Source organism: Paraburkholderia aspalathi (assembly GCF_905220735.1).
GTDB lineage: Bacteria > Pseudomonadota > Gammaproteobacteria > Burkholderiales > Burkholderiaceae > Paraburkholderia > Paraburkholderia aspalathi.
The window spans coordinates 457222-480426 of record NZ_CAJNBA010000005.1 but is presented as its reverse complement, the minus strand read 5'-3'; the positions used below and the strand labels follow the sequence as shown (position 1 = coordinate 480426).

Annotated in this window: 20 protein-coding genes; 6 read left to right on the top strand and 14 right to left on the bottom strand. The window is 57.9% G+C overall.

Translation table 11 applies throughout. The features are described 5' to 3' along the window. Genes KHO30_RS28740 through KHO30_RS28730 form a run of 3 tightly spaced genes read left to right on the top strand, consistent with a single transcriptional unit; the run spans position 1 to position 2542 of the window. Positions 1-1056: a glycosyltransferase gene (locus KHO30_RS28740; RefSeq protein WP_093636363.1), complete on the top strand. Its 1056-nt coding sequence runs from the start codon at positions 1-3 to the stop codon at positions 1054-1056. 17 nt (positions 1057-1073) lie between these two features. After that, the gene (locus KHO30_RS28735; RefSeq protein WP_211703013.1) at positions 1074-1667 is read left to right on the top strand and encodes a histidine phosphatase family protein; all 594 of its coding nucleotides are present in this window, start codon (positions 1074-1076) and stop codon (positions 1665-1667) included. After that, positions 1664-2542: a hypothetical protein gene (locus tag KHO30_RS28730; protein WP_211703012.1), complete on the top strand. Its 879-nt coding sequence runs from the start codon at positions 1664-1666 to the stop codon at positions 2540-2542. The genes KHO30_RS28735 and KHO30_RS28730 overlap by 4 nt, the downstream gene beginning before the upstream one ends. Before the next feature lie 37 nt (positions 2543-2579). On the opposite strand, the gene KHO30_RS28725 is transcribed toward KHO30_RS28730, so the two are convergent. Beyond that, the gene (locus KHO30_RS28725) at positions 2580-3308 is read right to left on the bottom strand and encodes a class I SAM-dependent methyltransferase (RefSeq protein WP_211703011.1); all 729 of its coding nucleotides are present in this window, start codon (positions 3306-3308) and stop codon (positions 2580-2582) included. Between the two features lie 157 nt (positions 3309-3465). Then, the gene (locus tag KHO30_RS28720; protein ID WP_211703010.1) at positions 3466-4638 is read right to left on the bottom strand and encodes a phytanoyl-CoA dioxygenase family protein; all 1173 of its coding nucleotides are present in this window, start codon (positions 4636-4638) and stop codon (positions 3466-3468) included. 441 nt (positions 4639-5079) lie between these two features. Between KHO30_RS28720 and KHO30_RS39600 the strand changes: the two genes are divergently transcribed. The 3 genes from KHO30_RS39600 to KHO30_RS28710 all read left to right on the top strand — a co-directional run bounded on the left by KHO30_RS39600 (position 5080) and on the right by KHO30_RS28710 (position 8734). After that, positions 5080-5211 (top strand): hypothetical protein, encoded by a 132-nt coding sequence (locus KHO30_RS39600; RefSeq protein ID WP_280531449.1) that lies wholly within the window; start codon positions 5080-5082, stop codon positions 5209-5211. Then, positions 5208-7148, top strand: a complete 1941-nt coding sequence (locus KHO30_RS28715) for a hypothetical protein (protein WP_211703009.1) — start codon at positions 5208-5210, stop codon at positions 7146-7148. Before KHO30_RS39600 ends, KHO30_RS28715 begins: the two co-directional genes overlap by 4 nt. A gap of 572 nt (positions 7149-7720) precedes the next feature. Next, positions 7721-8734: a methyltransferase domain-containing protein gene (locus KHO30_RS28710; protein ID WP_211703008.1), complete on the top strand. Its 1014-nt coding sequence runs from the start codon at positions 7721-7723 to the stop codon at positions 8732-8734. A gap of 11 nt (positions 8735-8745) precedes the next feature. Here KHO30_RS28710 and KHO30_RS28705 read toward each other — a convergent pair whose 3' ends face one another. From KHO30_RS28705 to KHO30_RS28650, 12 genes are all read right to left on the bottom strand, one after another. After that, the gene (locus tag KHO30_RS28705; RefSeq protein ID WP_211606030.1) at positions 8746-9168 is read right to left on the bottom strand and encodes a GtrA family protein; all 423 of its coding nucleotides are present in this window, start codon (positions 9166-9168) and stop codon (positions 8746-8748) included. A 2-nt stretch (positions 9169-9170) separates the two neighbouring features. Continuing rightward, complete coding sequence (locus KHO30_RS28700; RefSeq protein ID WP_211703007.1) at positions 9171-10454, bottom strand: NAD(P)/FAD-dependent oxidoreductase; 1284 nt, start codon at positions 10452-10454, stop codon at positions 9171-9173. A 14-nt stretch (positions 10455-10468) separates the two neighbouring features. Then, complete coding sequence (locus KHO30_RS28695) at positions 10469-11407, bottom strand: NAD-dependent epimerase/dehydratase family protein (RefSeq protein ID WP_211703006.1); 939 nt, start codon at positions 11405-11407, stop codon at positions 10469-10471. 166 nt (positions 11408-11573) lie between these two features. Further along, complete coding sequence (locus KHO30_RS28690) at positions 11574-13238, bottom strand: hypothetical protein (protein WP_211703005.1); 1665 nt, start codon at positions 13236-13238, stop codon at positions 11574-11576. After that, on the bottom strand, positions 13235-13975 hold the full coding sequence (locus KHO30_RS28685; RefSeq protein ID WP_211703004.1) for an SDR family oxidoreductase: 741 nt from the start codon (positions 13973-13975) through the stop codon (positions 13235-13237). The genes KHO30_RS28690 and KHO30_RS28685 overlap by 4 nt, the downstream gene beginning before the upstream one ends. Beyond that, on the bottom strand, positions 13972-15291 hold the full coding sequence (locus KHO30_RS28680) for an FAD-binding oxidoreductase (RefSeq protein ID WP_211703003.1): 1320 nt from the start codon (positions 15289-15291) through the stop codon (positions 13972-13974). The genes KHO30_RS28685 and KHO30_RS28680 overlap by 4 nt, the downstream gene beginning before the upstream one ends. Beyond that, positions 15288-16712, bottom strand: coding sequence for a UbiA family prenyltransferase (locus tag KHO30_RS28675; RefSeq protein ID WP_093636394.1), 1425 nt, complete (start codon positions 16710-16712; stop codon positions 15288-15290). The genes KHO30_RS28680 and KHO30_RS28675 overlap by 4 nt, the downstream gene beginning before the upstream one ends. 25 nt (positions 16713-16737) lie before the next feature. Next, a complete protein-coding gene (locus KHO30_RS28670; RefSeq protein WP_093636396.1) occupies positions 16738-17865 on the bottom strand; it encodes a glycosyltransferase in 1128 nt (375 codons plus the stop codon). Further along, entirely contained in the window at positions 17862-19118 is a 1257-nt protein-coding gene (locus tag KHO30_RS28665) for a glycosyltransferase (RefSeq protein WP_093636398.1), read from the bottom strand. The genes KHO30_RS28670 and KHO30_RS28665 overlap by 4 nt, the downstream gene beginning before the upstream one ends. Beyond that, positions 19111-20232 carry a non-hydrolyzing UDP-N-acetylglucosamine 2-epimerase gene (gene wecB / locus KHO30_RS28660; protein WP_211703002.1) on the bottom strand — a complete coding sequence of 374 codons (1122 nt, stop codon included), beginning with the start codon at positions 20230-20232 and terminating at the stop codon, positions 19111-19113. The genes KHO30_RS28665 and wecB overlap by 8 nt, the downstream gene beginning before the upstream one ends. Next, a complete protein-coding gene (locus tag KHO30_RS28655) occupies positions 20229-21806 on the bottom strand; it encodes a polysaccharide deacetylase family protein (protein WP_211703001.1) in 1578 nt (525 codons plus the stop codon). Before KHO30_RS28655 ends, wecB begins: the two co-directional genes overlap by 4 nt. Next, positions 21803-23185, bottom strand: a complete 1383-nt coding sequence (locus tag KHO30_RS28650; RefSeq protein WP_211703000.1) for a phenylacetate--CoA ligase family protein — start codon at positions 23183-23185, stop codon at positions 21803-21805. The genes KHO30_RS28655 and KHO30_RS28650 overlap by 4 nt, the downstream gene beginning before the upstream one ends. Positions 23186-23205 lie beyond the last annotated feature (20 nt).

The window sequence follows — 23205 nt, the reverse complement described above, 5'->3', positions numbered from 1 at the left end:
ATGCCAAGAATCCCACGATTACTGGTAGTGCAGCGAGTTTCGCTATCACACGACAAATTGATGTCGAGGTCGATTGCCGCCCGCTTTGGTCCCCTGCTCGGTTATATGGCCAATCACGGCATGATCGAATGGGAGGAAATTGTCGAAGGCGACATTACCATCGGCCAGCTCAGGCGTTTTGACGCGGTGTTGTTCAACAAGCACACCTCCAACCGGGCGGTAGATTTGATGCGCATGGCCAACGATCTAGGCCTGCGTACGATCTATGATATGGACGACTGGATCATTGACTTGCCGATGTACAGCGTCACTGATCTGAACGACGACCTGTTGGCGAACATAACCTGGCTGCTGCGACATGCTTCCGTGGCGACAGTGTCCAACGAAGCACTGCGCAATAAATTGCAGCGTATTCGTTCGTCTGTGTCCATCATTTCCAACGGGTTTGATCACAGCGCTATTCCGTCGGATCCGAGCGATTGGCGAGAAGTCCAACCGCCAAAGATCATGTTTTCGAACACTGACGGCATCAAGCTTGTCCACTTCAGAAAGGACTTTTTCAAGGTCCTTGTGGACTTCATGAATCGGCATACGGAAGTGTCGCTGGAATTTTGGGGCGACGGCTTTCCAGAGATGTCCCGAATTCCGCGGCTGGCGGCCAAGGGCTTTCTCGACAACGCGGCGTATAAGTCCGCCATACGCGACGCGGGTTATCTGTTCTCGGTTGTTCCGCTTGGCGGTCGGGAAGATCCTGAAGCGCTGTTCTTCAATAGTTGCAAGTCATGTATCAAATACATCGACTATGGCAGCCTCGGCATTCCGGGCATCTATTCGAAAAGCCCCGTATACGAAGATGCCGTGACGCACGGAGTGACGGGCTATCTCGTGAACAATACAGCTGACGAGTGGGCTGAAGCCATGGAACAGATGTATCAGGATAGCCAGTTGCGACAGGAGATGAAACGCAATGCGTTCGACGATGTGCACCAGCGGTTTGGACTTGCGGCACCTGCGCAGACGCTGATGACACTTTTAACCAGCGAAAACTCAATCTAGTCGACTCAATCCGAACTATGGACCTTCTACTGATCAGGCACGGCCAGTCGACCGCGAATGCGCAAGGACTGCTCATTTCGACCAACCAGGACCCACTCACGGACCTGGGCAAAACACAATCCACACGGCTTGCGAAGACACTGGAGCGGTTTACTTATCAACCGTCCCCCCTCTTTTCCAGCCCGTGGAAGCGTGCCCATCAGACAGCGCAAATCGTCTTCGGTGAATCAGCGCCCATGAAGCTTGACGCCCGGCTTGCCGAGACCAATCCCGGCATCTACGCCACGTGGCGTGAAGCTGACTTTAACGCCGCGTATCCGACGTTCAACGAGGACATCACCAATCGCTATGAGGGAGGTGAGTCGCATCTGGATATGGCCGATCGCGTGCGCAACTGGGTAGATCTCGAAGTACTGCCCCATGCGTCGGAGCCGGGATTGACTGCCGCAGTTGCACACGGCGGACCCATTAGCGTGGTTCTACAGCACCTGCTGGGCATTCCTATCGAAACGCGCTACCCGAGCTTCACCGTACCTAACGCGTCATTCACCTACCTGAAGTGGCGCAGCGACCTGAAACGCTATTGCGTGGAGCGCGTAGGCCAGGTATGAACAAGAGCGTTGCGATCTACGAACCGCTTTATGCGCAGGATCAGGCACTCGCCGACCCTGAATTTATTCCATTAGTGCGGGCGGAAAACGCGCGGGCGGAGTGGCGTGAATTCGGGATCCTTGTCGACATGTATCGCAACAAGGTTCATCTACGCCACGACTTCACGGGCCTGTTCTCTCCGAAGTTCAACCTGAAGGCAAAGATATCAGGCGCACGCTTCCTCGAATTCGTGCGCACACAGGCTGATGCGGACGTCTGCTTCATCAATCCATTTCCGCAGATTGCCTATTGGTCGTATAACGTCTGGATGCAGGGCGAGTATGCCCATCCTGGACTTACCCGTGCGGCGCAAGAACTGATCAACGCTTGCAAGTTGGGTTGGAAGCTCGGCGAGACGCCGAGGCACGATTCCCGGTACCTCGCCTATAGCAATTTCTGGGTGGGATCCCAGCAGTTCTGGGAACGTTACGTAGGCGGCGTTCTGGTTCCGATCGCCGAGTTTCTGGAGTCTGAGCCGACTCACGTCGCTGCGCGAAACGTCATGGAGGAAACCAGCCATACGGATCCAGCGCCCTTTCTGCCGTTCATCGTCGAGCGTCTATTTAGTACTTTCGTTTCGACGCATGCGAACACGAACACCGTGGCCTATCCGCTCACGCACGAGCAAATAAAGGGCTATTGCAACAACGATTTTGAGCGATTGCTACTGGACCGCATGCGAGCCAGAATTGACGCCGCAGATTCTGGCCATGCTTTCGGATCAGATCTCATCGAACAAATGGATACGGTCTGCGCGCTGTGGCAACAGCATTTCTTCGACTACTATGCTTTGCGACCGCATCCACATACGATGAATGTCGTTACTCGAGGTTAGCGTCGGGTGCTAACGACGCCAGGCGGCTTAAACCAGATTATTTCCTGATTAGAAATACGTCCTGGTGATTGTCCCAGCCGCCCGGGCGATGCTCGACGATAGTCAGGTCGTTTTCCGCGCAGACCTCTTTCACCCAATCGCCGGGTGTGAGCGAGATACCGTAGCTATCGCCAATGTAATCTACGGTCTTTGCCTCAAGCGAGTGATCGACTCGATAGTTCACAAAACCAAACTGATTTGCGTCGTAGCTGTTCAACAGATGTTGACGTGCGTCCTCGCCCACTTGATAGCAATCCCCAATACCAAGATGTTCGCGAGATTTCTCACCGTGCGTGGTGACTACACCGACGCCTCCTGGTTTGATCTTCGAAAAAAAATGTCCGATGACCGAGCGCGCATTGTGACTGGATAAATGGGTAACGAGCGAGCCTAGCGCAGCAACGTCGAATGTTTCTCCAGGGACGTTTTTGAACTCGTAAACAGGATCAGTGATGTGGTACCCAATGGTCCCGAAGGTTTCAACGCAGAAATCTACGGACGGGGCCATGATATCCGCCACGTGAATGTGGGAGGGGTCAAATCGCTCCGCCAACTGACGCGTTACACGGCCATATCCGCACGGGAGTTCGAGAATCGTTGGCGATTCGGCGCCCGCCAGTTCAGCCGCATGTACTACGAAGTCAGCCATCTGCTTGCCGACCGAAGCGTAGTGTTCCAGCGAACCGTGGAACATGTCGTCGTTAGGGTGGATCGGCGCGGCGTGCATCGGTTATCTCCTCATCTTTGTTTGGGCAACAGCAGGAGGAGCAATTGTACAAGGCGCGCGCCAATGTTGTTTTGTCACACTTGGTAACGACGACCATTAACTATCTACCGAGACCAGTATGAAATGACGCTGGTCTCGGGTCAGACAGCTTCATTGATCAGTCGTTGGCAGGAGCACCCATAGGGCGACCTTCTGCGCGACCAAAGTGGATGAAATGCTGATAGGCATCTACCACATCGGGATCTAGATCAGGGTTCGCCCGAAAATAAGCTGCAGCGTCAAAAATCTGTGTCATGGACATGCCGCGGCCTTCATGCTTTCCGTTCCGGGCGTAGTGGAGATATGGATCAATTCCCGCCTCGGCAACGTCAGGGTGTGCGGCCAGATAAGCTTGCGCATCAAAGACTGCAGGCGTTACGGATGCCGGCATGCCGATCAGGTCGTGATAGCACGTGCAGCCCTTGGCAAAGAAGTGGCAAACGAGTGCCTTTCTACTGACATGCTCCGGATTCTGCATCTTGCTTCCGCCATGCAGCAGGTTGGCGTGCCAAAGCAATATGTCACCTTTCTTGGGAAGAAAGTACTTTGTTTCTAGTTCATGCTCACGGATCAGGCGCTGAATTGTAGGTTCGTAGACGTTGTGATATGCCGAGTATCCAACGTCATAAGAGATGCCTAAATCGTCCGCCATCTGATAGGGAAGCTTGTGGCTCCCTGGATGATAGACAAGTGGCCCCGACTCCGAGTGAATGTCTTCAAATGCAATCCAGTTCGCGACCAGGTAGCCGGTCGGATAGGTCGACATATGAATCGAGTCGGAGTGTTGAAGCTGTTCGCTGCTCTTATGGCCGATGATGGTCTGGAAAGGCAATGCGCGGACGCCCAAGAGAAGGCTAACCAATTCGCCCATCCGCTCATCGAAAAGCATCTGTTTGATGTTCCCCACGGAGAAATGCGGATTTAGAATGCGCCCATGCGTGGTATCGCCGTCGAACAGAGGCTCATGCGGCGGCTTCACGATTCCGGCGGCGATCGCATCTTCGTACGCATTCCACGCATCATCAAGTTGCGCGTCATCGAAGAACTTTTCTAGGATCACATAGCCGTCGCGCTCCCACTTGCGACACAACTCGGCTTCCTGCTCGTTTATCTCGCCCGCCCGTAGACGTGCCTCAATTTGCTCCTTGGCGTCTGGGAGATCGAGCCATGGATGGGGGCCCGAGGCGGGAAAGTCTTTGTGTCGGAATCTCTGCGTCGTTAAATCCAGCGGAATCTCGGGTGATACTGGATGGTCATAAAATCGCTTCTGTTTTTCAACTTTTTTGAGCATTTTTTTAGCGTGGGTTTGAGTCAGAAATATCCGACCTCTGTTGAATTTTGAACTGCTGGCACGGATGTACCCGGCAGTATATCCAAATATGAAATCGCCTACCCCTGAAGGGTGCTGGCTCAGAATCCGAGCCCAAAGTACAGCATTTCGGCGCACAAGCTTCCCAACAACACGGCACCGGGTTCTCGTGGCTACGTCGTAAGCGCCACGAGCCGGGCGAAAAGGTCAGCGAGGGATTCGGTACGGCACTCGCGCGCGCCCATTTTCGAAGAGCACGCAGTCGCGCATCCTTTCTTTTTGGGTTGCTGCTTGCCAATGTCAGATTTGATACGGCATCCGCTCGCTTCTTTCGCGATGCCCTCACCGTTACGCACTAAAAACAGCGTTTACCGATTCTGCTACCATTCGGCCATCTTTACCCAACGACTTGCGGAGCCAGTCATGGACATTGACTGGCGCGCCATGTTTGACATGATCATCTTCTCACTTCTTATGCCTATAGCGCTGCTCGGCGCCGGCCTGCTTCTGATGAGTGTGGCTGAAAACAACATCGAATTCGCCAGGAAATCATGATCGCAACGCAAACCAGTGGTGCCCGCTATACACCGCAAGATTGGCTGATTCGATCGTTGGCTGTGGTCGCCCTTCTGATCTCCGGTCTCATAATCGTGCCATTCCAGCCGTGGTTTGCCGAAGCTCCCGGCCTGGACATGTCCTGGGCCTTCGCGATGAATGTTGCTGTTGCCGAACACATGGTGTTTGGCAAGGATGTGATCTTCACCTTCGGTCCATGGGCGTCCGTCTACACAACGCTTTATCATCCAGCGACTGACGCAATCATGCTGGTTGGTAGCGCGATCACCGCAGCGGGTTTATGCGCCGGATTCGCGCTCCTCGCTTTTGATCGACGGCCCGCGCTACTTCTTCTTCTACCACTTGCGATTTCCGAATCAATTCTCCGTGACACAATTTTCTTTGCGGTGCCTTTGGTCGTTCTGCTCGCTACGGCACGCCTAACTTGCGCGGAAAATCACCCCAATTTCCTGAAGCTTACTCCGGCACGCGTCATCCTTTTTCTGGTGTCGGTTTGCGGGGTTTCAACACTGCCGCTTATCAAAGGAAGCTTTGCTGGGCTGGCATTTGGCGAACTCGGATGTGCGATTCTAATGCTTATCCTGGCGCGCCAAATAGCGCTAGCCGCAGGGTCAGTCATTGTCGCAATCGCATCCTTGTGCATCGGTTGGAGCGCGAGCGGGCAGTCCCTCGTCAACCTGCCTAATTTCTTCGCGGCCCAACGACCCATCATCTCTGGCTATTCCGAGGCAATGTCAGTTCATGGGCCCTTCTTCGAAGTAGGCTTGTGGATCCTGCCTGCCCTGGTAGCGCTATGGATGTTTTTCGCAAATTCGGGGCGGGGACACCGACGTCTGTTGCCAATGCTTGGCCTTACTTTCTACCTCTTTGTTGTATTCAAGGCCGGTTTTGTGCGCCAGGACGGTCATCAGCGCATGTCCTCAGCCTCACTCCTGTTTGTAGCTCTCTCGCTCGCTACAATGCTGCGCAAGCGCGATGCAGTTGTCTTGGGGTGTGCGTCCATTGTCATTTGGTTATCGCTTGAGTTCTCTATGGGGGAAGGGTCACTCAGATACATAGTCCACCGCCCTCACTGGTCATACGTAATGACGTCAGATGGACTGGCGCGCCGCCTCAATGATCCAGCCTATTTCGGCAATGAGTTCACAAATGGTCTCATGAAGGTTAGGCAAGCCGAACCGGTAAGCGGAATCCAGGGTACAACGGACGTGTATCCAACTGATCTGTCCGTGCTTTTCGCGAATGATATTCCGTGGTCTGGGCGTCCCATCCTGCAAAGCTATTCAGTGTATCGCCCGCAACTTGACCAAGCAAACGCGGACCATCTGACTGGCAAATTTGCTCCACAGAATGTTCTCTTCTCCGTCGGGGCGATCGACGACCGATTCCGTGCGCAAGAAGATGCGCTGAGTTGGGGAGTCCTGCTGACGAATTACTCGATCATCGGGCGGCAGCAGAATTTCATTCAGATGGAAAAGACGTTGCCTCCAAGGGCAACCAGTACGACACCTCTCGTCGATACAGATGCGAAGACTGACGAACCTATCGTCGTTCCTGCTCACGACGGCATAGTGATCGCGCGCATACACATGCGCCCCACATTGTTAGGTCAAGCGACACTAATGGCTTATAAGTTGCCTCTGGTATATATCGAAGTTACCTTGACCACTGGCAAAACCCTTCGTTACCGATATATCCCAGAGATGGGAGAAACCGGTTTCGTGCTGTCTCCCCTGGTGGTATCCAACGATGATTTCGTTGCGATGGCGGCCGGACATGCTACGGCGAGCGTCAAAGAGATTCGTCTCGTTTCACCAAGCAATCTCCTTTGGAAAAAGAATATTCATGTGACGCTAGAGACCCTTCACGTGCAGCCACAAGCAGACGCACAAAAATTCTTTTCCTCCGCGAAGTAACAGCTGATTCAGGCTGATAACGCTGTAAGACGCGCTCGGACATTCTCACTTAAGAGTCGAAGAGAGGCCTCCAGCGCGTGTCGGACGTTCCCGAGGCGATCAATGGCACTTCGCCAGACGCGGACTGAATCAGATCGCCAACGCCACAAAGGAGCGGCCTGTTTCAGCTTATATCGGTCAGCTCGGCCACTTCTGCCAGATCCCCAAAAATCAACGCAGTCCGCTGATGTCCGCATTGCCGGATATCACCTTTTAATCGCCCTTCCTGACAGTAGTTCGTAGTATGACAAGTAAAACAAATCGCTTCTGGTCGATCCTGGCACTATCATGGGCAAATTAGCGAACGAGGTCGGAATCGTGGACCCGCTACCCTGCAACATCTCTGCACCTAGGTGTTTACCCAAACCAACCTCACATGTAGGTCCCGATCGTTTTCACATCCGTTCACGGGGCGATCCCGAATGCTTCCAGTCTGCATACAAATCATGCGGTGATTTCACGCTCAAGTATCAGCTTTAGCCAAGGAAGGTGGACGGCGTCATTTCAGTGCTCACTTCGCGAGGAAATAGTTGATGAATCGCAAGCAGAAATTGCTCGACGGCCTGAATCTGAAACAACTGACTGGCATTGAGATCGGGCCTCTATTTCGTCCTGTAGTGACGAAATCAGAGGGCGATGTTATCTACATCGATCATGCCGATACCGAATCTCTAAGGGACAAATATCGGTCCAATTCCGCGGTCGACATCAACGCGATTGTCGAGATCGACGCCGTATGGGGCGCCCAGACACTGCGTGAGTGTCTCAAGAACAGGACCGTAGACTACGTCATAGCGTCTCACGTAATCGAACACGTCCCCGATCTGATCACATGGCTGGAGGAACTCCACTCCATTCTGAATCAGCAGGGAGAGCTGAGACTCGTCGTCCCCGATAAGCGCTTTACTTTTGATCTCATCCGCCGCGAAACGGAGCTATGTGACGTTCTAAGCGCCTACATTGCGCATGCCCGTGTACCGCAACCCATATGCATTCTTGACCATCTACTCAACGTCTCCCACGTCGATCCCAAACGCGCGTGGGATACCGAATTGAGCGCAGAATCTGTCGAGCGCTGCCATTCATTTGCCGACGCAATTCCGCCTGCAACCGATGCGTTCCAGAACGGCACGTACCACGATGTGCACTGTTGGACGTTCACACCCCGCTCATTCGCGAGTCTGTTTGAAAGTCTGGCGCGCGCCGGACTCGTCCACTTCGCCTGTGATAATTTTTTCGACACAGAGCGCTACGAGATCGAATTCTTCGTCACGCTAAAAGCTTCTGAAGATCAACAGCAGATCGTCAACAGCTGGGCGGGCATGAAGAACGCGACGAAGACGTCCGTGCCGCGCGATGCCGCCTCAAGTAGCGAGCCGCTCGCAGACCTACTCAACCTTGAGCGGTCACGCAATCTCGCGGCCTTGAGGAAATTGGAAGCGGCACACCGGACGATCCAAGAGCTCCAGGACTCCACTTCGTGGAGAGTGACTGGACCGCTGCGGTCGCTGGGTTCAACGTTGCGCCGAAAGAGGCAAAGGGCGTAGCCAATGCAGCCCTAGTGCGATCGAAACGATAGCTTTTTGTGACCAATGTAGCTGGTGAATACGGGCACGATCACACCCACGAGGTGAGCGATTTCCTTCTTGTGCCACACGATTCCGAGCCACGGCAAGAGATGAAACGCCAGCACCACGCTCACCACCCACGTCTGCAACACGGCGACGAGATTCACCAACGTAAAAAACATCGCAGACCGCGATGTGGAGTGAACACTCTCCGTAAAGACGAATAGTTTCGTCAGAATGAAGGCGGTGATCATGCCTGCGATATACGCAAGTACGATCGCCGCGGTAAACGGCATCCAGTTATTGAAGATGATCCGGCTGCCGAAATTCACTCCGGCCGCAACCCCGCCAGCCAGAAGGAATTTGAGGAAACGGGGTGACACCAGTCGCCCCTTCGCGGTCCCTGCGGGCATCGTCACAGCATCCTCGCCATCTTTCGCGCCAGACCGATGCTTTCAGAAATACCGCGATCTTCCGGGTAGTAATAAGACGTATCGGCCACCAGAAGCCCCTTCACAGGAAGCTGGATCGGCGGAAGCCGGTCAAGGAAGCCCGGCTCGCAAATCGGCTGTGCGTAGCGGTAACGACTCGCGCGTACATCGATGAAATCGTCGCTGGTCAAAGCCGGATTGATTTTCATCAGATAGCGCTTCACCTTGTCGATGAAAACACTGTCCGCTTCCTGATATTTTGCATGCTCGCCTGGCACGTAAAACGGGACATACACAATGTGCTCATCGAGCGGGCGGAGATTGGTGTACTCAACGAGGCCAGGAATATCCATATCCGGATCGTTGACGTTCAGCCAGAAGTTCTTCGTCACTGCCTTCTTCAGCTTGGCGATCACACAAACCACCGCCACGTTCTTCACGCTCTGGAACGCGGTCGAAATGTCAGCGGGCAAATCCGGAATGACGCGCGGGACATACGGCAACGGAATCGTGCTGATAACCTTATCGAAGGGCAGCACTTCCCCGTTGACCTGCACGCCCTTGACGGCGCCGTCCTCGATCACAACTTTCTGTGCCGGCGAACCCAAACGGAATTCACCACCGTTAGCTTCGATGTAACGGCGCATGCCCTCGAGCAATGTATCCGAGCCGCCCTCGAGATAGCCAAGCTTCTCGCGGAACAAGTCGTAGCGCGACCGGCCGATACGGCGGATGCGACTCCAGATCCACGCAGCCGACAAGTTGTACGCATAGTCGTAGAACTTGTAGTCGAACAGCCGGCGCCACAATACTTCCCACGCCTCTTCACCAATCCAGCGGCGAATCCAACCGGACGCTTCAACGTGGTCGAGCGGACGCCAGTCGTCGCGCTTGGTGGACAGGAACGCGTGCAGGCCGTAGCGAATCTTCGCCGTCAGACTCAGCCCTTTGAACTTGAGCAACGCGATCGGGTTTCCCCAAGCCTGCACATGCCCCTGGTAGTAGTAGCCCATCTTGGTCTCGACCCACTTCAGTTGGTCCTCGATACCAAGTTCACGCAGCACTTCAAAGAACGCGTGATCGGAGATCGCGTGGAAGTGGTAATAGCGCTCGATCGACAACCCACCGAAATCGAAGCACGCGGCCATGCCGCCTACGCGGTCGTCTGCTTCGAATATAACGGGCTTGCGCCCGTCTTTAACCAACTGGTAGGCGACCCCAAGGCCCATGGGGCCCGCGCCCAACACCGCGATCTTTTCGTCTGTCATCACTATTTCCTACTTCAAAATTCAAGCGCGATCTGGCTGTACACAGGGTCGTTGAAGGTTTCATGCATCGCCTTGGCAAATGGCGTGGCCTTGATCTGGAATATGCCCTCCCAGTCGATCACCTCGAACTCATCGCCGGCAGTCAACGCTTTCAACTGATCCGCCGTGAAAGGCGGGTTCTTGTCGAACAGCGCGTACACCTTCAGCAGCACATAGAACAGTCCGTACGGAATGCGCACGATCGCGCAACGGGCATTCGTAGCCGCCTTGATTTGACGAATAATGTCGATGTAGTCGACTTGCTCCAGCCCCGTGATGTTGAACACCTTGCCGCTGATTCGCGATTCGATGCAACTGATAATCACGTTGCAGAAATCCCCTGCATAGAGCGGCTGACGCATGTAACGCCCACTTCCGGGGATCGGAAAGACCGGCACGCGCTGCATAAAGCGCGAAAGCCAGCCAAGATGTTTGCGGTCGAACCAGCCGAACATGAGTGTCGGGCGCAGCACCACACATTCAATGCCTGACGCCAGCACCATCTCTTCCTGCTGCTTCTTGGTGTCGGTATAGAAATCGTCGCCCACGGATTCCACGACAGATGAACTGATGTGCACCGTGTACGGGATATTGAATTGCTTGATCGCCGCCAACACGTGAGTCGTAGACGTCAAATTGTTGCGGATGAATGGCTCGATCGTCGGACCGCCAATCTGGGCCTGCAGCATCACGACAACGGCCGCGCCTTCAAAATAACGAGTCCAGTCGCCCGGCTCAGCCAGATCAGCATACTCGACCGTGATGTCAGGGTGCACGCTGCGCAGGACTTCGATATTGGCGCGGTGTTTGTCGAGTACGACCAGGTTCGTATACCCGCGCTGCTTGAGACGAGCGACAAGGTTCTGGCCGACAAGGCCGGCGCCGCCTGGGAGAATGATGCGCGTATCGTTCATTGATCTATCGTTCAGATTACTCGAGTTTAGGTAATGCGCCGCACACGGGCCAGCACATGCTCGCGTCAGATAACGCGACATTTTAAGCTTTGTGAAACGCCCCTTCTGAATTGGGGCTGCAATTCAAATTCAGCGCTGCTGCCCGGTTCGGGCAGCAGCATCCACACTACTGCGCAACTTGCTCCGGCACTTTGCCTGTCACTGTCAACGCACAGTAGGTACCTCCGTGTTTCGCCAGGACGCGGATGGTCTTGTCATCGGCACGGAAAAAACTTGTCCAGCCAACACGGTCATCGTTGAGCTTTAGCGCCGCCTCGACATCTGGGCGACGACTGCCGACGACCCCGTAACCGCGCAACTCGTTTTGCGCATTGACGATAACAACGTCGGCCGGCTGCACCTTCGCATCCCGATCGAAAATCCAGCCGGTGGCCGTATACCGACCCGGTGTACCGGTCAGCTTGATCCGATCGATCGCACCTTCGCACGAGCGACTCACCGCAGGTTGTTCCGGCGCACACGGGTAGTCTGACGTGCATCGCTTAAAGATCGACAGGTCCCGCGCCCGCGCGGCTTGCGCAATAACCCGAAGCGGCTTGGCTTGGGGATACACAGCATATGTCCATTCGCTATCGTATACGTCCTCGCGCATGGCGAGTCCGGCCGATTTCACGGCGAACAACTGATCCTGGTCCGGGCTAAACGCGGCTCCCTGACACGACAAAACCACCGCGAGCGACAAGGCAAACAGCCCGGCGTTCACGGCGCGAGCCTGCGGGCGCCGTGCGTTGACCCAAAAGTAAAGCAGAAGCGACAACCACGCAAATAGTGACGACGTGGTGTAACGATGCGCGAACGCTGATTCGACGCCAAAGGGCAAGCGCCCCCCGGCAGTAATGAACGCGCAGCCGCATACAAAGACGGCGAAAGCGAGCAACGCAGGCGCGCGAACCTCACGGGTTCGCCCGAACCACAAACCAATCAGTGTCGCGACCAAAACAATAGCGCCAGCCAGATATGTCAGCGAAAGCTGCGCCGTCGCGGCCCAAACCGGACCACCAAGATAAAGCAGCACGTACTCGGCCATCTCTATCGGATGATGGCGTACAGAACTCAGCAGACTTCCGTGCGCCGGTGGCGACACATAGTGCCTGAAGTATGCGGCCCAAACCAAGGCGGTTGCGAATCCTAGCAGCGCGACGCGCCGCTTTGAGAGACCGAGATAGAGTGAGAACGCAATCAGTACTGGCAGCACCAACAGTCCACTGGCCATCCAGCACGCGGCAAACGACCCATATAGCAAGGCCAGCAAAAACTGACGGCTTAGCCCAGACGTGTCACGGCTACGTGCCAATGCATCAAACGCCAGCATCGCGAACAGATAGGCGCCGAACCACTGATTCTGAAACCCCCAGGTCAGGTTCTCATCCTGCATCCAGGAGAAGGCCATCGTTGCTGTGACGCCGGCAAGCGCAATCCCTTCGGTCCAGTTCAGGCGCACACCACGCGACGCGATGCGGCCGACCGTTACTGACAGAGCCCCAAGCAGGACAAGATTCGCCACGAGATCGACGACATTACGCCCGCCGAACCATCGAATGTCCGTCCAGAAAATCAACCGTGGCAATAGCAGTCTATGTTCGTTGTGTTGCTCCCACAGTACCGACCAATGGTCTGCAAAGCGCATATAACTACCTAGGGAGCCATCCCATTGATCCCAGTACGGAACGGGAGAATAGCTACCTACGACGCCTATGACACAACTGACAATCACGAACAAACCACAAAGCCCAAGCGCGCAGGCAGCAATTGCTGCCAGACGTTCCCTCACAACGAAGCCCTCTTAAACAAGAACCCCGGCACCGACCGAATGATCAACATGATCCCCGACCAGAACCACGGCGTATAAATCGAATCCTTCCTCTTCTCGACCGCACGAACGATATCGTTCGCAACGCGCTCAGGCGTGGCGACAAGCGGTCCCGGCAACGGCATACCGGCCGTCATCGGCGTATCCACGAACCCCGGCTTGATGGTCAGCACATGCACGCCCGACTTGAACAGCCTTGCGCGCAAGCCTTCACAGAACGTAGACACTGCAGCCTTCGCGGTACCGTAGACATAGTTCGAAGGCCTGCCCCGATCTCCCGCCACCGACGAAATCACCGCAATCACACCGGTCTTCGCGCTTTCCATAAGGTTCGCCAACGGCGTCAGCAACGCAATGACTGACAACCCATTGGTAGACAGCTCACGCAACGCGACCTTCACATCCTGTTCGCAGGCTTTCTGATCGGACAATGTGCCATGCGCGATCAACGCGACATCGATACCGCCAAGCGTACCCACGCACGCATCGAGCATCGCCTGATGCGCATCGAAGTCATTCATGTCCAGCACGTGGCCCGTTGCCGCCTTGGCGCCACGCGCCACGAGATCCGCGGCAATCTGTTCCAGGCGCTCCGCCTGCCGCCCGACGAGAAACAGCGTCGCGCCTTCGGACGCCCAACGGCGCGCACAGGCGATGGCAATTGCGGAAGTCGCACCGACTATCAGGACTTTTTTCATGTTTGTGTTGTTCGTTGCCAAAAACGGGACATCAGCGCGGGATCGCGCAATGCCTCCAACTGATGCCACGCCGGATACGCGAGCTGGAAATCGCTCGCGGACATATGTGCGTCCTTTGCCGGGTACAAGCGTCCACCGGCTTCCCGGACAATCGCGTCGAGCCGCTCGAACAGCCGACGATTACTTTCATCGTGCTGCGGGAAATCCAGTGCGAGCGACGCCCCTTCCATCGGAAAAGACAACAGGCCCGGCGAGACCGCATCGCCGCAGCGCTTGAGCACGGCCAGAAAGGAGCCCGTACCGCTTTGCCCGATTGCCTCCAGAATGGCGTGCATGGCGTCGCGGGAGTTAACCTGGGGCAGCACGCATTGATACTGTTGGAACCCACGCTTGCCGTAAATCCGGTGCCATTCGAGCAGGCTGTCGAGCGGATAAAAATAGCTGTCGTAATCGACTTCGCTTTGCACCGTTTTCTGCTGCTGACGGTTGTAGTACAGCGCATTGAATGCGCGCAGCGTGAGCGGATTGATCAGCGAGATCGGCGGCGTGATCGGCACGGCACGCTTCTTCTTGACCGGAAGCTGCAGACCGCCCCGCTCCGCATGATCGCCAACCATGAAGATGCCGCGCCCAAGCGATGACCCACGGCTCAGGCAATCGATCCATGCCACGCTGTATTCGTGCTTGCTGTCGAGCTCTTCCGACAACGCAAAAAATTCGTCGAGATTGCCAAAGCGGATGCTCGTCACCGAGACGCGGCTCGAGCGAATCGGCATCAACTGAATTTCCACCCAGGCGATCACGCCGGTGAGTCCGAGGCCACCAATCGTTGCGGCAAAGTACTCGGCATTTTCCTCGGGCGAACATTCGAACGCCCCACCGTCCGAGCGGAACAACGCAAAGCGGCGCACGTGACGGCCGAACGTGCCTCGCACGTGATGGTTCTTGCCGTGCACGTCGTTGGCTACTGCGCCGCCCAGCGTTGCGTACTTTGTGCCGGGCGTGACGGGCAGCATCCAGCCGCGCGGAACCGCGATTTGCAAAATGTCGTCGAGCGTCGCACCAGCCTCTGCTCGCACCACGCCAGTTTGCCAGTCAGCCGCAATAAATCGATCGAGCGGCCGCGTATACACAACCTGATCACTCGCAGCGAGACAACTGTCGCCATAGCTACGGCCATTGCCATAGGCCAGCGTCGTACCGTTGGCGCCGGCAACCTGCGCCAGTACCGGTTGCAGGCGGTCGCGCCACTGCACGGCATGGCCCGCCTGCGGATGATCTGGGTAACGCCCCCAGGACTTGAGCGGCTTCGTCATATGGCGAACCAGAACACCAGTCCCATCAGCGCGACGGTCAACAAGCTCGTGCGGTCTTTGGCAGCGAACACCACTGGGTCGTCATGCATCAGCCCGCGGTGCGTGATGAGCCATGTGCGGCTGATCCAGTAGAGCAACAACGGACACGCCAGCCAGATCACCTGCGGATGACTGTAGAGATGCGTCGTCTTTGAGTCCTGAATGTAGAGCGCGAGCACCAGCACCGAAAGATAACCGGAGGCGGCGCCAAGTGACGAGATCATCGACAGGTCGTCGGCTATGTAGCCGCGGCCGCGCGCTTTCGCGCCGCCTGCTACGCGCGTCGCATGCAATTCGGCATAGCGCTTCACCAGCGCCAGGCTCAAAAACAGAAACATCGAGAAGCCCAGCAACCAGAACGTCAGGTTCATCCGGAACGCCGCCGTACCGGCGATGATGCGCGCGGTGTAGAGCATCGCCAGCACCACGACATCGAGAATCACGCGGCGTTTGAGCACAAACGAGTACAACATCGTCAGGACGTAATAGCCTGCAAGCACGGCGGCAAACCGCCACGGCAGCCAGATCAGCGCCCCCGCGAACGCACCGATCGCGAGGACCGGAAACGCCACCATGCCCCAGACGATCGACAACGAACCCGAGGCGAATGGGCGCCGCCGCTTGGTGGGATGATGCCGGTCGTCGTCGAGATCGAGCAGGTCGTTGAGCAGATAGACACTCGACGCGCAGAGGCCAAACAGCACGAACGCGAGCACGCCACGCAGGTCGAGTTCCAGCGATGAAACTTGATGCGACGCCAGCAGCGGGATAAAGATCAGCAGATTCTTGAGCCACTGGTGCACGCGCAGCGCTTTGAGCCACACGCGGAGTGGGTTCTTGCGAGTCTGCAGCACGCTCTCGACGTTGCCGATTTTCTGCGCGCGCCGCGCTACGCCGGGCGAGGGATTCACAACATACGCGCGCTCAGCCGCTTCCCAAACCGCGATATCGTCGTGTGAGTTGCCGGCGTAATCGAAGCCCTTGTTGCCGAACTCGCGCACCAGCGCATCACGCTTGCGGCCTGACGACAGATTGACCTTGCCGTCGGTGGCAAGCGTCTTGTCGAACAAGCCGAGATGCCCGGAGATCGCCTCGGCGTAGCGGGCATCGCTGGCGGTCGCAAGCACTAGCGAGCGGCCGGCCGCACGCTCGCGCTTGAGCCACTCGATCACTTTCGGGTCATAGGGCAAGGTCGAGACGTCAACGTGCGTAGCCGCGGCAAGCTTTGCCTTGAGGTGCGCTTTGCCACCTTGGGCAATCCAGACCAGCGGACGATAAAAGCGCAACGGGTTCGCCTTCAGATAGGCAAAACCCGTCTCGATCAGCATATCCGATCGTATCAGCGTGCCGTCCAGATCTACTGCCAGTGTTTTCCATTGCATTTCGCTAATCCTTCCCCTCGCCGCCTCACGCGACTTCCCGGTATAGCGCACTATATGCTTTGCCAAGCGCCGCGCCCGAAAACAGCGTTTCGTATCGCTCACGAGCGGCGCTTCCCATAGCCGCCGCTACCGCATCGTCGCTCAGCAGCACATTCATTGCGCCAGCCAGTTCTTTTGATTGTTCCGGTGCGACGACAAAACCCGTCACACCGTGTTGATTGACGTAGGACGTTCCCGATCCCACTTCGCAGCACACCATCGGCTTACCGAACATGGCGGCCTCGGCCAGCACCATGCCGAATGCTTCAGAACGCAAGTGTGACGGCAATACCATCGCGCGGCATCCTTTAAGCAGGGCGACCTTTTCTTCGTGCGTCACCTGTCCGGCAAAAACGACATTGGTCGCGCCCAATTGCTGCGCCAGCGCCGCGAGGCGCTCCCGTTCCGGACCGGAGCCCGCAATCACGATTTTCGCATTCACATGGCTTGCTGCCTCGATCAGCGTGTGCAGGCCCTTGTAATAGCGCAACACGCCGAGCGCGAGAAAATACGGTTCGCCGGCCGCAAGACCGAGACGATTTGCGATGTCGCGTTGCGCATCCACGGAATGCGGCTCGTCGCGGTAATCGATGATGCCGAGCGGAATGGTCTTCAACCGTTCCTTCGTCACGCATTCCGTCAGCGCCTCGCTGGTCTGCGCATAGGCAGGCGAGGTTGCAACCACCGCGGACATGCTGCGTAGCGTGCGTCGCATCAACGGCCCGTAGACGGCGCCTAGCGCCTTCTGCCGCACGATATCCGAGTGATATGTCATCACTGTGGGCTTTTTCGTTCGGCCCAGCAGATGCAGTACATCGGCGAACGGCCACGGAAAGTGGAAATGCACGACGTCGGCCCAGTCGGCCATCTGCCGGTACTTCATCAACGCACCCGGGCCGCCCAGATCGCACGAGGCCGGCGCCGCCCAGGATTTCGCGCGTACGACGCGCCCCTCGGGATAATCGATCTCGCCTGGCTCGGGTGTCGGCGACAAAGTCAAAATGCGTGGCTCGACGCCGCACTCGCGCGTCGACAACGCGATCTGGCGAATCGCTTCCTGCAAGCCACCTGGCGGATCGGGGAAATAGGTACGGTAAACATGAACCACTTTCACGTGCGCACCTCCGCGCCGTGGTGCTGTTGCACACTGCCGTTGCCCGATTCACGGCCATGGAAAGTGATCTGTAGCATCTTGTCCAGCCGGCGCTCCCACGTGTTGTCGCCCACCGCTGCCCGCGACTCATCCGCGCTCAGCTTGCCGCGTGCAAGCTGTTTCTCGATTGCGGCGATAAAGGCTTCGAGGTCGCCCCCTACTTCGAGACCCGCACGCGGCTCTTTCGCAAAGTCCAGCGGCGTCGAGACCACTGGCAAGCCCGCCGCGAGGAATTCGTAAAACTTCATGGGGAACATCGAACGGGTGTACTCGTTCAGCAAGGTCGGCAGCACGCCGACCTGCATGCCACGCATATAGCGCGGCAAAGTCTGATAGCTGCGATAGCCGAGCAGATGCACGTTCGGCAAGCGCGCCAGTTGCGCGAGCAATTCGCTACGCTGCCCTTCACGCTCCTCGCCGATGATCACCCATTGCCACTGCGGCCGGGCCTGCGCGGTCTGCAGGAGCAACGGAAAGTCGACCTTGAAGTCGGACAGCACGCCGTGATACACGAGCCGCGGCTCCGGAATCGCGGCAAGCTCGGGCGGTAGCGCCCCTTTTGCACGCGCCTCGCCGAAATGCGCTTCGTCCACCACGTTGCCGAAAAAATGCGTGTTGGGGTTAAACGGCTGGCACGTTTCCTTCAACGACATCGCCGTCGTGAAGACTGCCTCGCAGCGCCCCACCAACGCTTGCTGCGCGTTACGGAACGCCGCCACGTCGACGCCGGGAATCGCCGCGATATCGTCAACGCAGTGATACACGAGCGGCCCGCGAGGCAGCGTCGCAATCGCATCGAGCATGTACGGGTGATAAGTCCAGACGACAGGATCCTTGAAGCGCTGCGACTTCGCGAAACGGGTCACGGAAAAGCGCAGCAACGCCTGGTTCAGTGAGCGCACAAACGGCAGGTGGTGCCCGGCCGGCACCATCAACGGCGACAACACCCAGATGTTCTCAGCACGCCGCGGCGGCCCGAGTACGAGCGATTGCACGCCGCGCCACAGACGACGCCACAAGCGGGCCCAGTCGCGCCCGCTACCTACCTTGGGCGAACGGAAACCGACGCTCTCCACGTAAAGCACCCGCCAGCCGCGTGCGGCCAGAATGCTCGCCGTATGCTGCTTGTTCGTCCAGTACGGTTCGTCCCAATCAGCGGTCGAAAACAACACGCAGTCCCGCGCGGCAAACGCCGTGTCCTTGCCTTCAACCACTGAACACCTCGACCGGCCGACCCAGCAGACTGTCGAGAATACGCTGCGAGGCCAGCCCGTCACCGTAGGGGTTCGCGCGATTGCGCAGCGCCTCGCGGCGCGCCGGATCGTCGAGCCAGCCAATCACCGCGCTTTCGATGCTGTCCGACGCCTGGCCGGCCAGTGTCGCAAAACCTGCATCCACGCCTTCGCGCCGCTCGGTGTGATTGCGCATCACGACCACCGGCACGCCGAAGGTCGGCGCTTCTTCCTGAATGCCGCCGGAGTCGCTAACGACGACCGCGCTGCCGCTGATCAGATAGAGGCTGGTCGGATAATCGACCGGCTCGATCAAGGCGAGGTTGGGGATGCCGTTCAGTTCACGCAGCACTGGCTCGCGCACGGCCGGATTCAGGTGCACCGGGAAGATCCAGCGATATTCGCTATAGCGCTGGCACAGGTCGCGCAGCACGCGGCAAATGTCCTGCAACACATCACCGAAATTTTCGCGCCGATGACAGGTCACGAGGATGTGCTGCTGCTCGGCGCCCGTCCATGGCGGCAGCGGACTTTGCGGCGGCGTCGCGTCCCAGCTCCGGCGCACTGCGGCAATCGCGTCCACCACCGTATTGCCGGTAACGACGATTTTTTCCGCGGCAACACCTTCGCTCAACAAGTTCTCACGCGCGAGCTCAGTCGGCGCGAAATGCAGCGTGGTGATGCGGCTCAGCAGGCTGCGATTCGCTTCTTCGGGGAACGGGCTCTTGAGATCGCCCGTGCGCAATCCGGCTTCGACGTGGCCCACGGGAATGCCGCGATGAAAAGCTGCGAGACCCGCGCAAAACGCCGTCGTCGTATCGCCTTGCACGATCACCCAGTCGGGACGCACCTGCTCGAGCGCCCGATCGAGCGCGGACAAAAGCCGCGCGGACAATGCGTTCAGCGATTGCCCGGGACTCATCGTATCGAGCGTAATGTCCGGTTCGATGCCGAAAAATTCGAGCGCCTGCGCAGCCATGTCCTTGTGCTGACCGCTCGCACAAACGATGGTGTCCACTTCGGCACGCAAGGCCCGCACCACTGGCGCCAGCTTGATGACCTCGGGCCGCGTGCCCATTACCACCATGACTTTCATTGCAATGGCTTCCCTGCCTCGACCTGCACGTGAGCACCGCGAAACTCGACGCCGAGCGTCAACGGCGAGGCGCCATTCGACGGCGTCAGAATGCGGAACGTACCACCCTCTTCAATCACCTGGGTCAGCGACCTGAACTTCAGAAAATCGAGCGCCGCGTCCTCATGCATGAAGAGCGGTTTTTGCGCCTTGCTTCTGATGTACGCGATGAATTTCTCGTGAGCATCGATGCGCAATGCCTCATCCGGCCAGCCATATGCGTAGCGTTCGGAGAACGGATGGTCGAGGTAGCCGAACAGCGTGTTGGTGGCGTAAGCGTAGTCGAAAGCCTGCTTGAAAATAGCAAGCTTGTCGCCCTCGTTGAGCATGCATTCGCCGTGCAGCATGCACTGCTGACTGTGTCCGATGAAGCCTGCCGGCAAGCCGGCCAACGCGCCGCCACGCGCCGTCAGAAACTCCGGATCATTGCGGATGATCCCGCCGATGCAACCTTCATAACCGGCGTCGGCGAGGCCGCGCATCGCATACGGTGGCGACTGGTGAAACGGCGACACGGCGTAACGCACTGGAACGCCCGTCACCGCTTCGAGCAAGGCCGCCGAATGCGCGCCTTCAGCAAGGGCGCTTTCATAGCTGCCACCCCAGTTCGGCGCATGGGTCGCTGTGTGCGACAGCACCGCGCCCTGCTGCCTGTCGGCCAGCAGTTCACGAAGAATGCCGTGATGCTCCGTGCGGCTCAGGTTCTGCGTGTGAACCGCCAACGAGAAAGGCACGCCCAGGCGCCGATAGGCTTCCCACAACGGACGCGCCGATTCGACGTCTTCGTCGCAATCGAGCCGCGACGTAATCGCCGCGTCGTAACCCCACGGCAACTCGCTCAGCACCGGCTGGCACGGCAGCGTGTCCGAACGGTAGCCCGACAGAAAATTCTCGACCATGCGCCATTCGAACGAATCGCACGGGCCGACTGGGCGGTTGAACCACAGCACACTCGATGCGCCGGTGTCCCACAGCGCGGCATACGAAAACTGCCGCTCGCCGTCTACGACGACAGCCGCGAGTTCCGCCTCGGCAGGCACCTGGGCTGCTTGCGCGACTGCCCAGATCGAGCCGTCGCTGCGAATCGCGCCGAAACCGAGGTTGTTCCACTCGTCGGTGAAGTCGAAACGCTCGAACGGGCGATGCCACGGCTGGCCGCCCAGCGTCTGCGCCAGTTCGCTATAGCGCACCACTGCGGCGCTCTCGCGCGCTTCGCCCGCGGACGCCGACGCGCTGCGGCTCGCGCTCGCCAACTCGGCCGGCACGTCCGTCGACTGATAGCGCAGATAGTCTGCGAGCGCTACCGGCATCCGGCCGAACACGACGAGCTTGCGGGGCCGCGCGGTCAACCATGCGATCAGGTCCGCACTCCAGCCGTCCGGTGCGTCGACCGCGACGACCACGTCCGGCGCGATCGAACGCAAGGTGCTGCGCGAGATCGATTGCGCCTGGGTGGCGCTGACGGAGCGCTGCACAGCCGCCAGCACATACTGGCCGGCTTCCGCTGCCGCGTCGGAGAAGAGAATGCCGATCATGCAGTGACCACGTGACGAAATTTGGCCCGGCTGCCGACACGCACCAGATCGTCGTGCCCAACATAGGCAATCGTGAACGCGTCCTGCCAGAAGTGACGCAGCTTGTTGGTCGTTTCTTCCGCGTTCGCTGTCGGTTCAAGCACGATTCGCAAGGTGGGCGGCTCGGTTCGCAGATCGATCTGGAACTCCTGAATCCCGCCGACGCGATGGTCGAGCATGTCCTGAATATGGTGTGTCGGGTGCGCCACGCCGTTGATCGGCACGACGTCGTGAATGCGTCCGACAACGTCCGTCAGGAAGAAACCCTTTTCGGTCTCCTGCACACGCGCCAGATCACCCGTTGCGTAGCGGATCAACGGCATCAAGCGGTTGCGGAAACCCGTGAATACGAGCTCATGCGCGCCATCCGGATTGCCTTCCGACACGCGGCTTTCCGGCCACCCTTCGGATTCGAGAATCTGGAAACCGCCTTCATGGCCGTCGAGTTCGTAGGCCATCACGCCGAGTTCGGCGAGACCGTAGCGATCGATCACCCGGCAGCGCAACGCCTTCGCGATCATTTCGCGGGCGTGCGGCTCGAGCAATTCGCCGCTCGACTCGAACACCGCGAACGCTTTACCGCCGCCGTACTTGCGCTGCACGTAGCAAGCGAGCGCATACATGGTCGACGGATGCGAGTGCGCGAGATAAGGCTTGCGACGCTTGAGCGTCTGCCACATTTCTTCGAGACCCTGATCGTCGATCCGGTCGAAGAAAATGTTGCTGCGATTCATCGCGAAGCATTTGAAGTCTTCGCGCGAGGGCCATTCTGGCATCACCTGATCTGGGAAACGGCAGGCAAAGTGCAGTTCCGAGCGGTGGCGCAGCTTGCCGATCCGTTCGCGCGCGTAGGAGGTGACCGCCGACGAATAGTCCGCACCTTCCTGGTCGTAGTAGATCGTGGTCGACAGTCCCGTCGAACCGCCGGTCTTGCACACGTGATGGCGGCCCGCTTCGAGCGGGATCGACAGCATGCGCGGACCCTGCTCGCGGATGATGTCTTTGGTCAGATACGGAAGCTCTTCCAGATACCGCGGGTCCTGCTTGACCTTGGCCGGATCGAACTGCTTCGCCTGGAACAGGTCGCGGTAATACGGCACCTGCGCACCAGCGAATTCGAGGATGCTGGCCAGCCGCTCGAGCGCGATGCGGCGACGGTGCGGCATCGGCAACGTGTAGTGCTGGCGCAATTCTTCGATCTTCGGACGTACGCTGCGCTTTTCGCGACTCTCCGCGATCGGATACGCAATGTAGCCGCCCGCGAAACCCTTTAACGTGCGAAACGGCTGACGCACCAGCAGGGACTCGGAATACCGCAGAAATGGATGGTTAGCTCGCATGAAATTCGAACCTTGTTGCG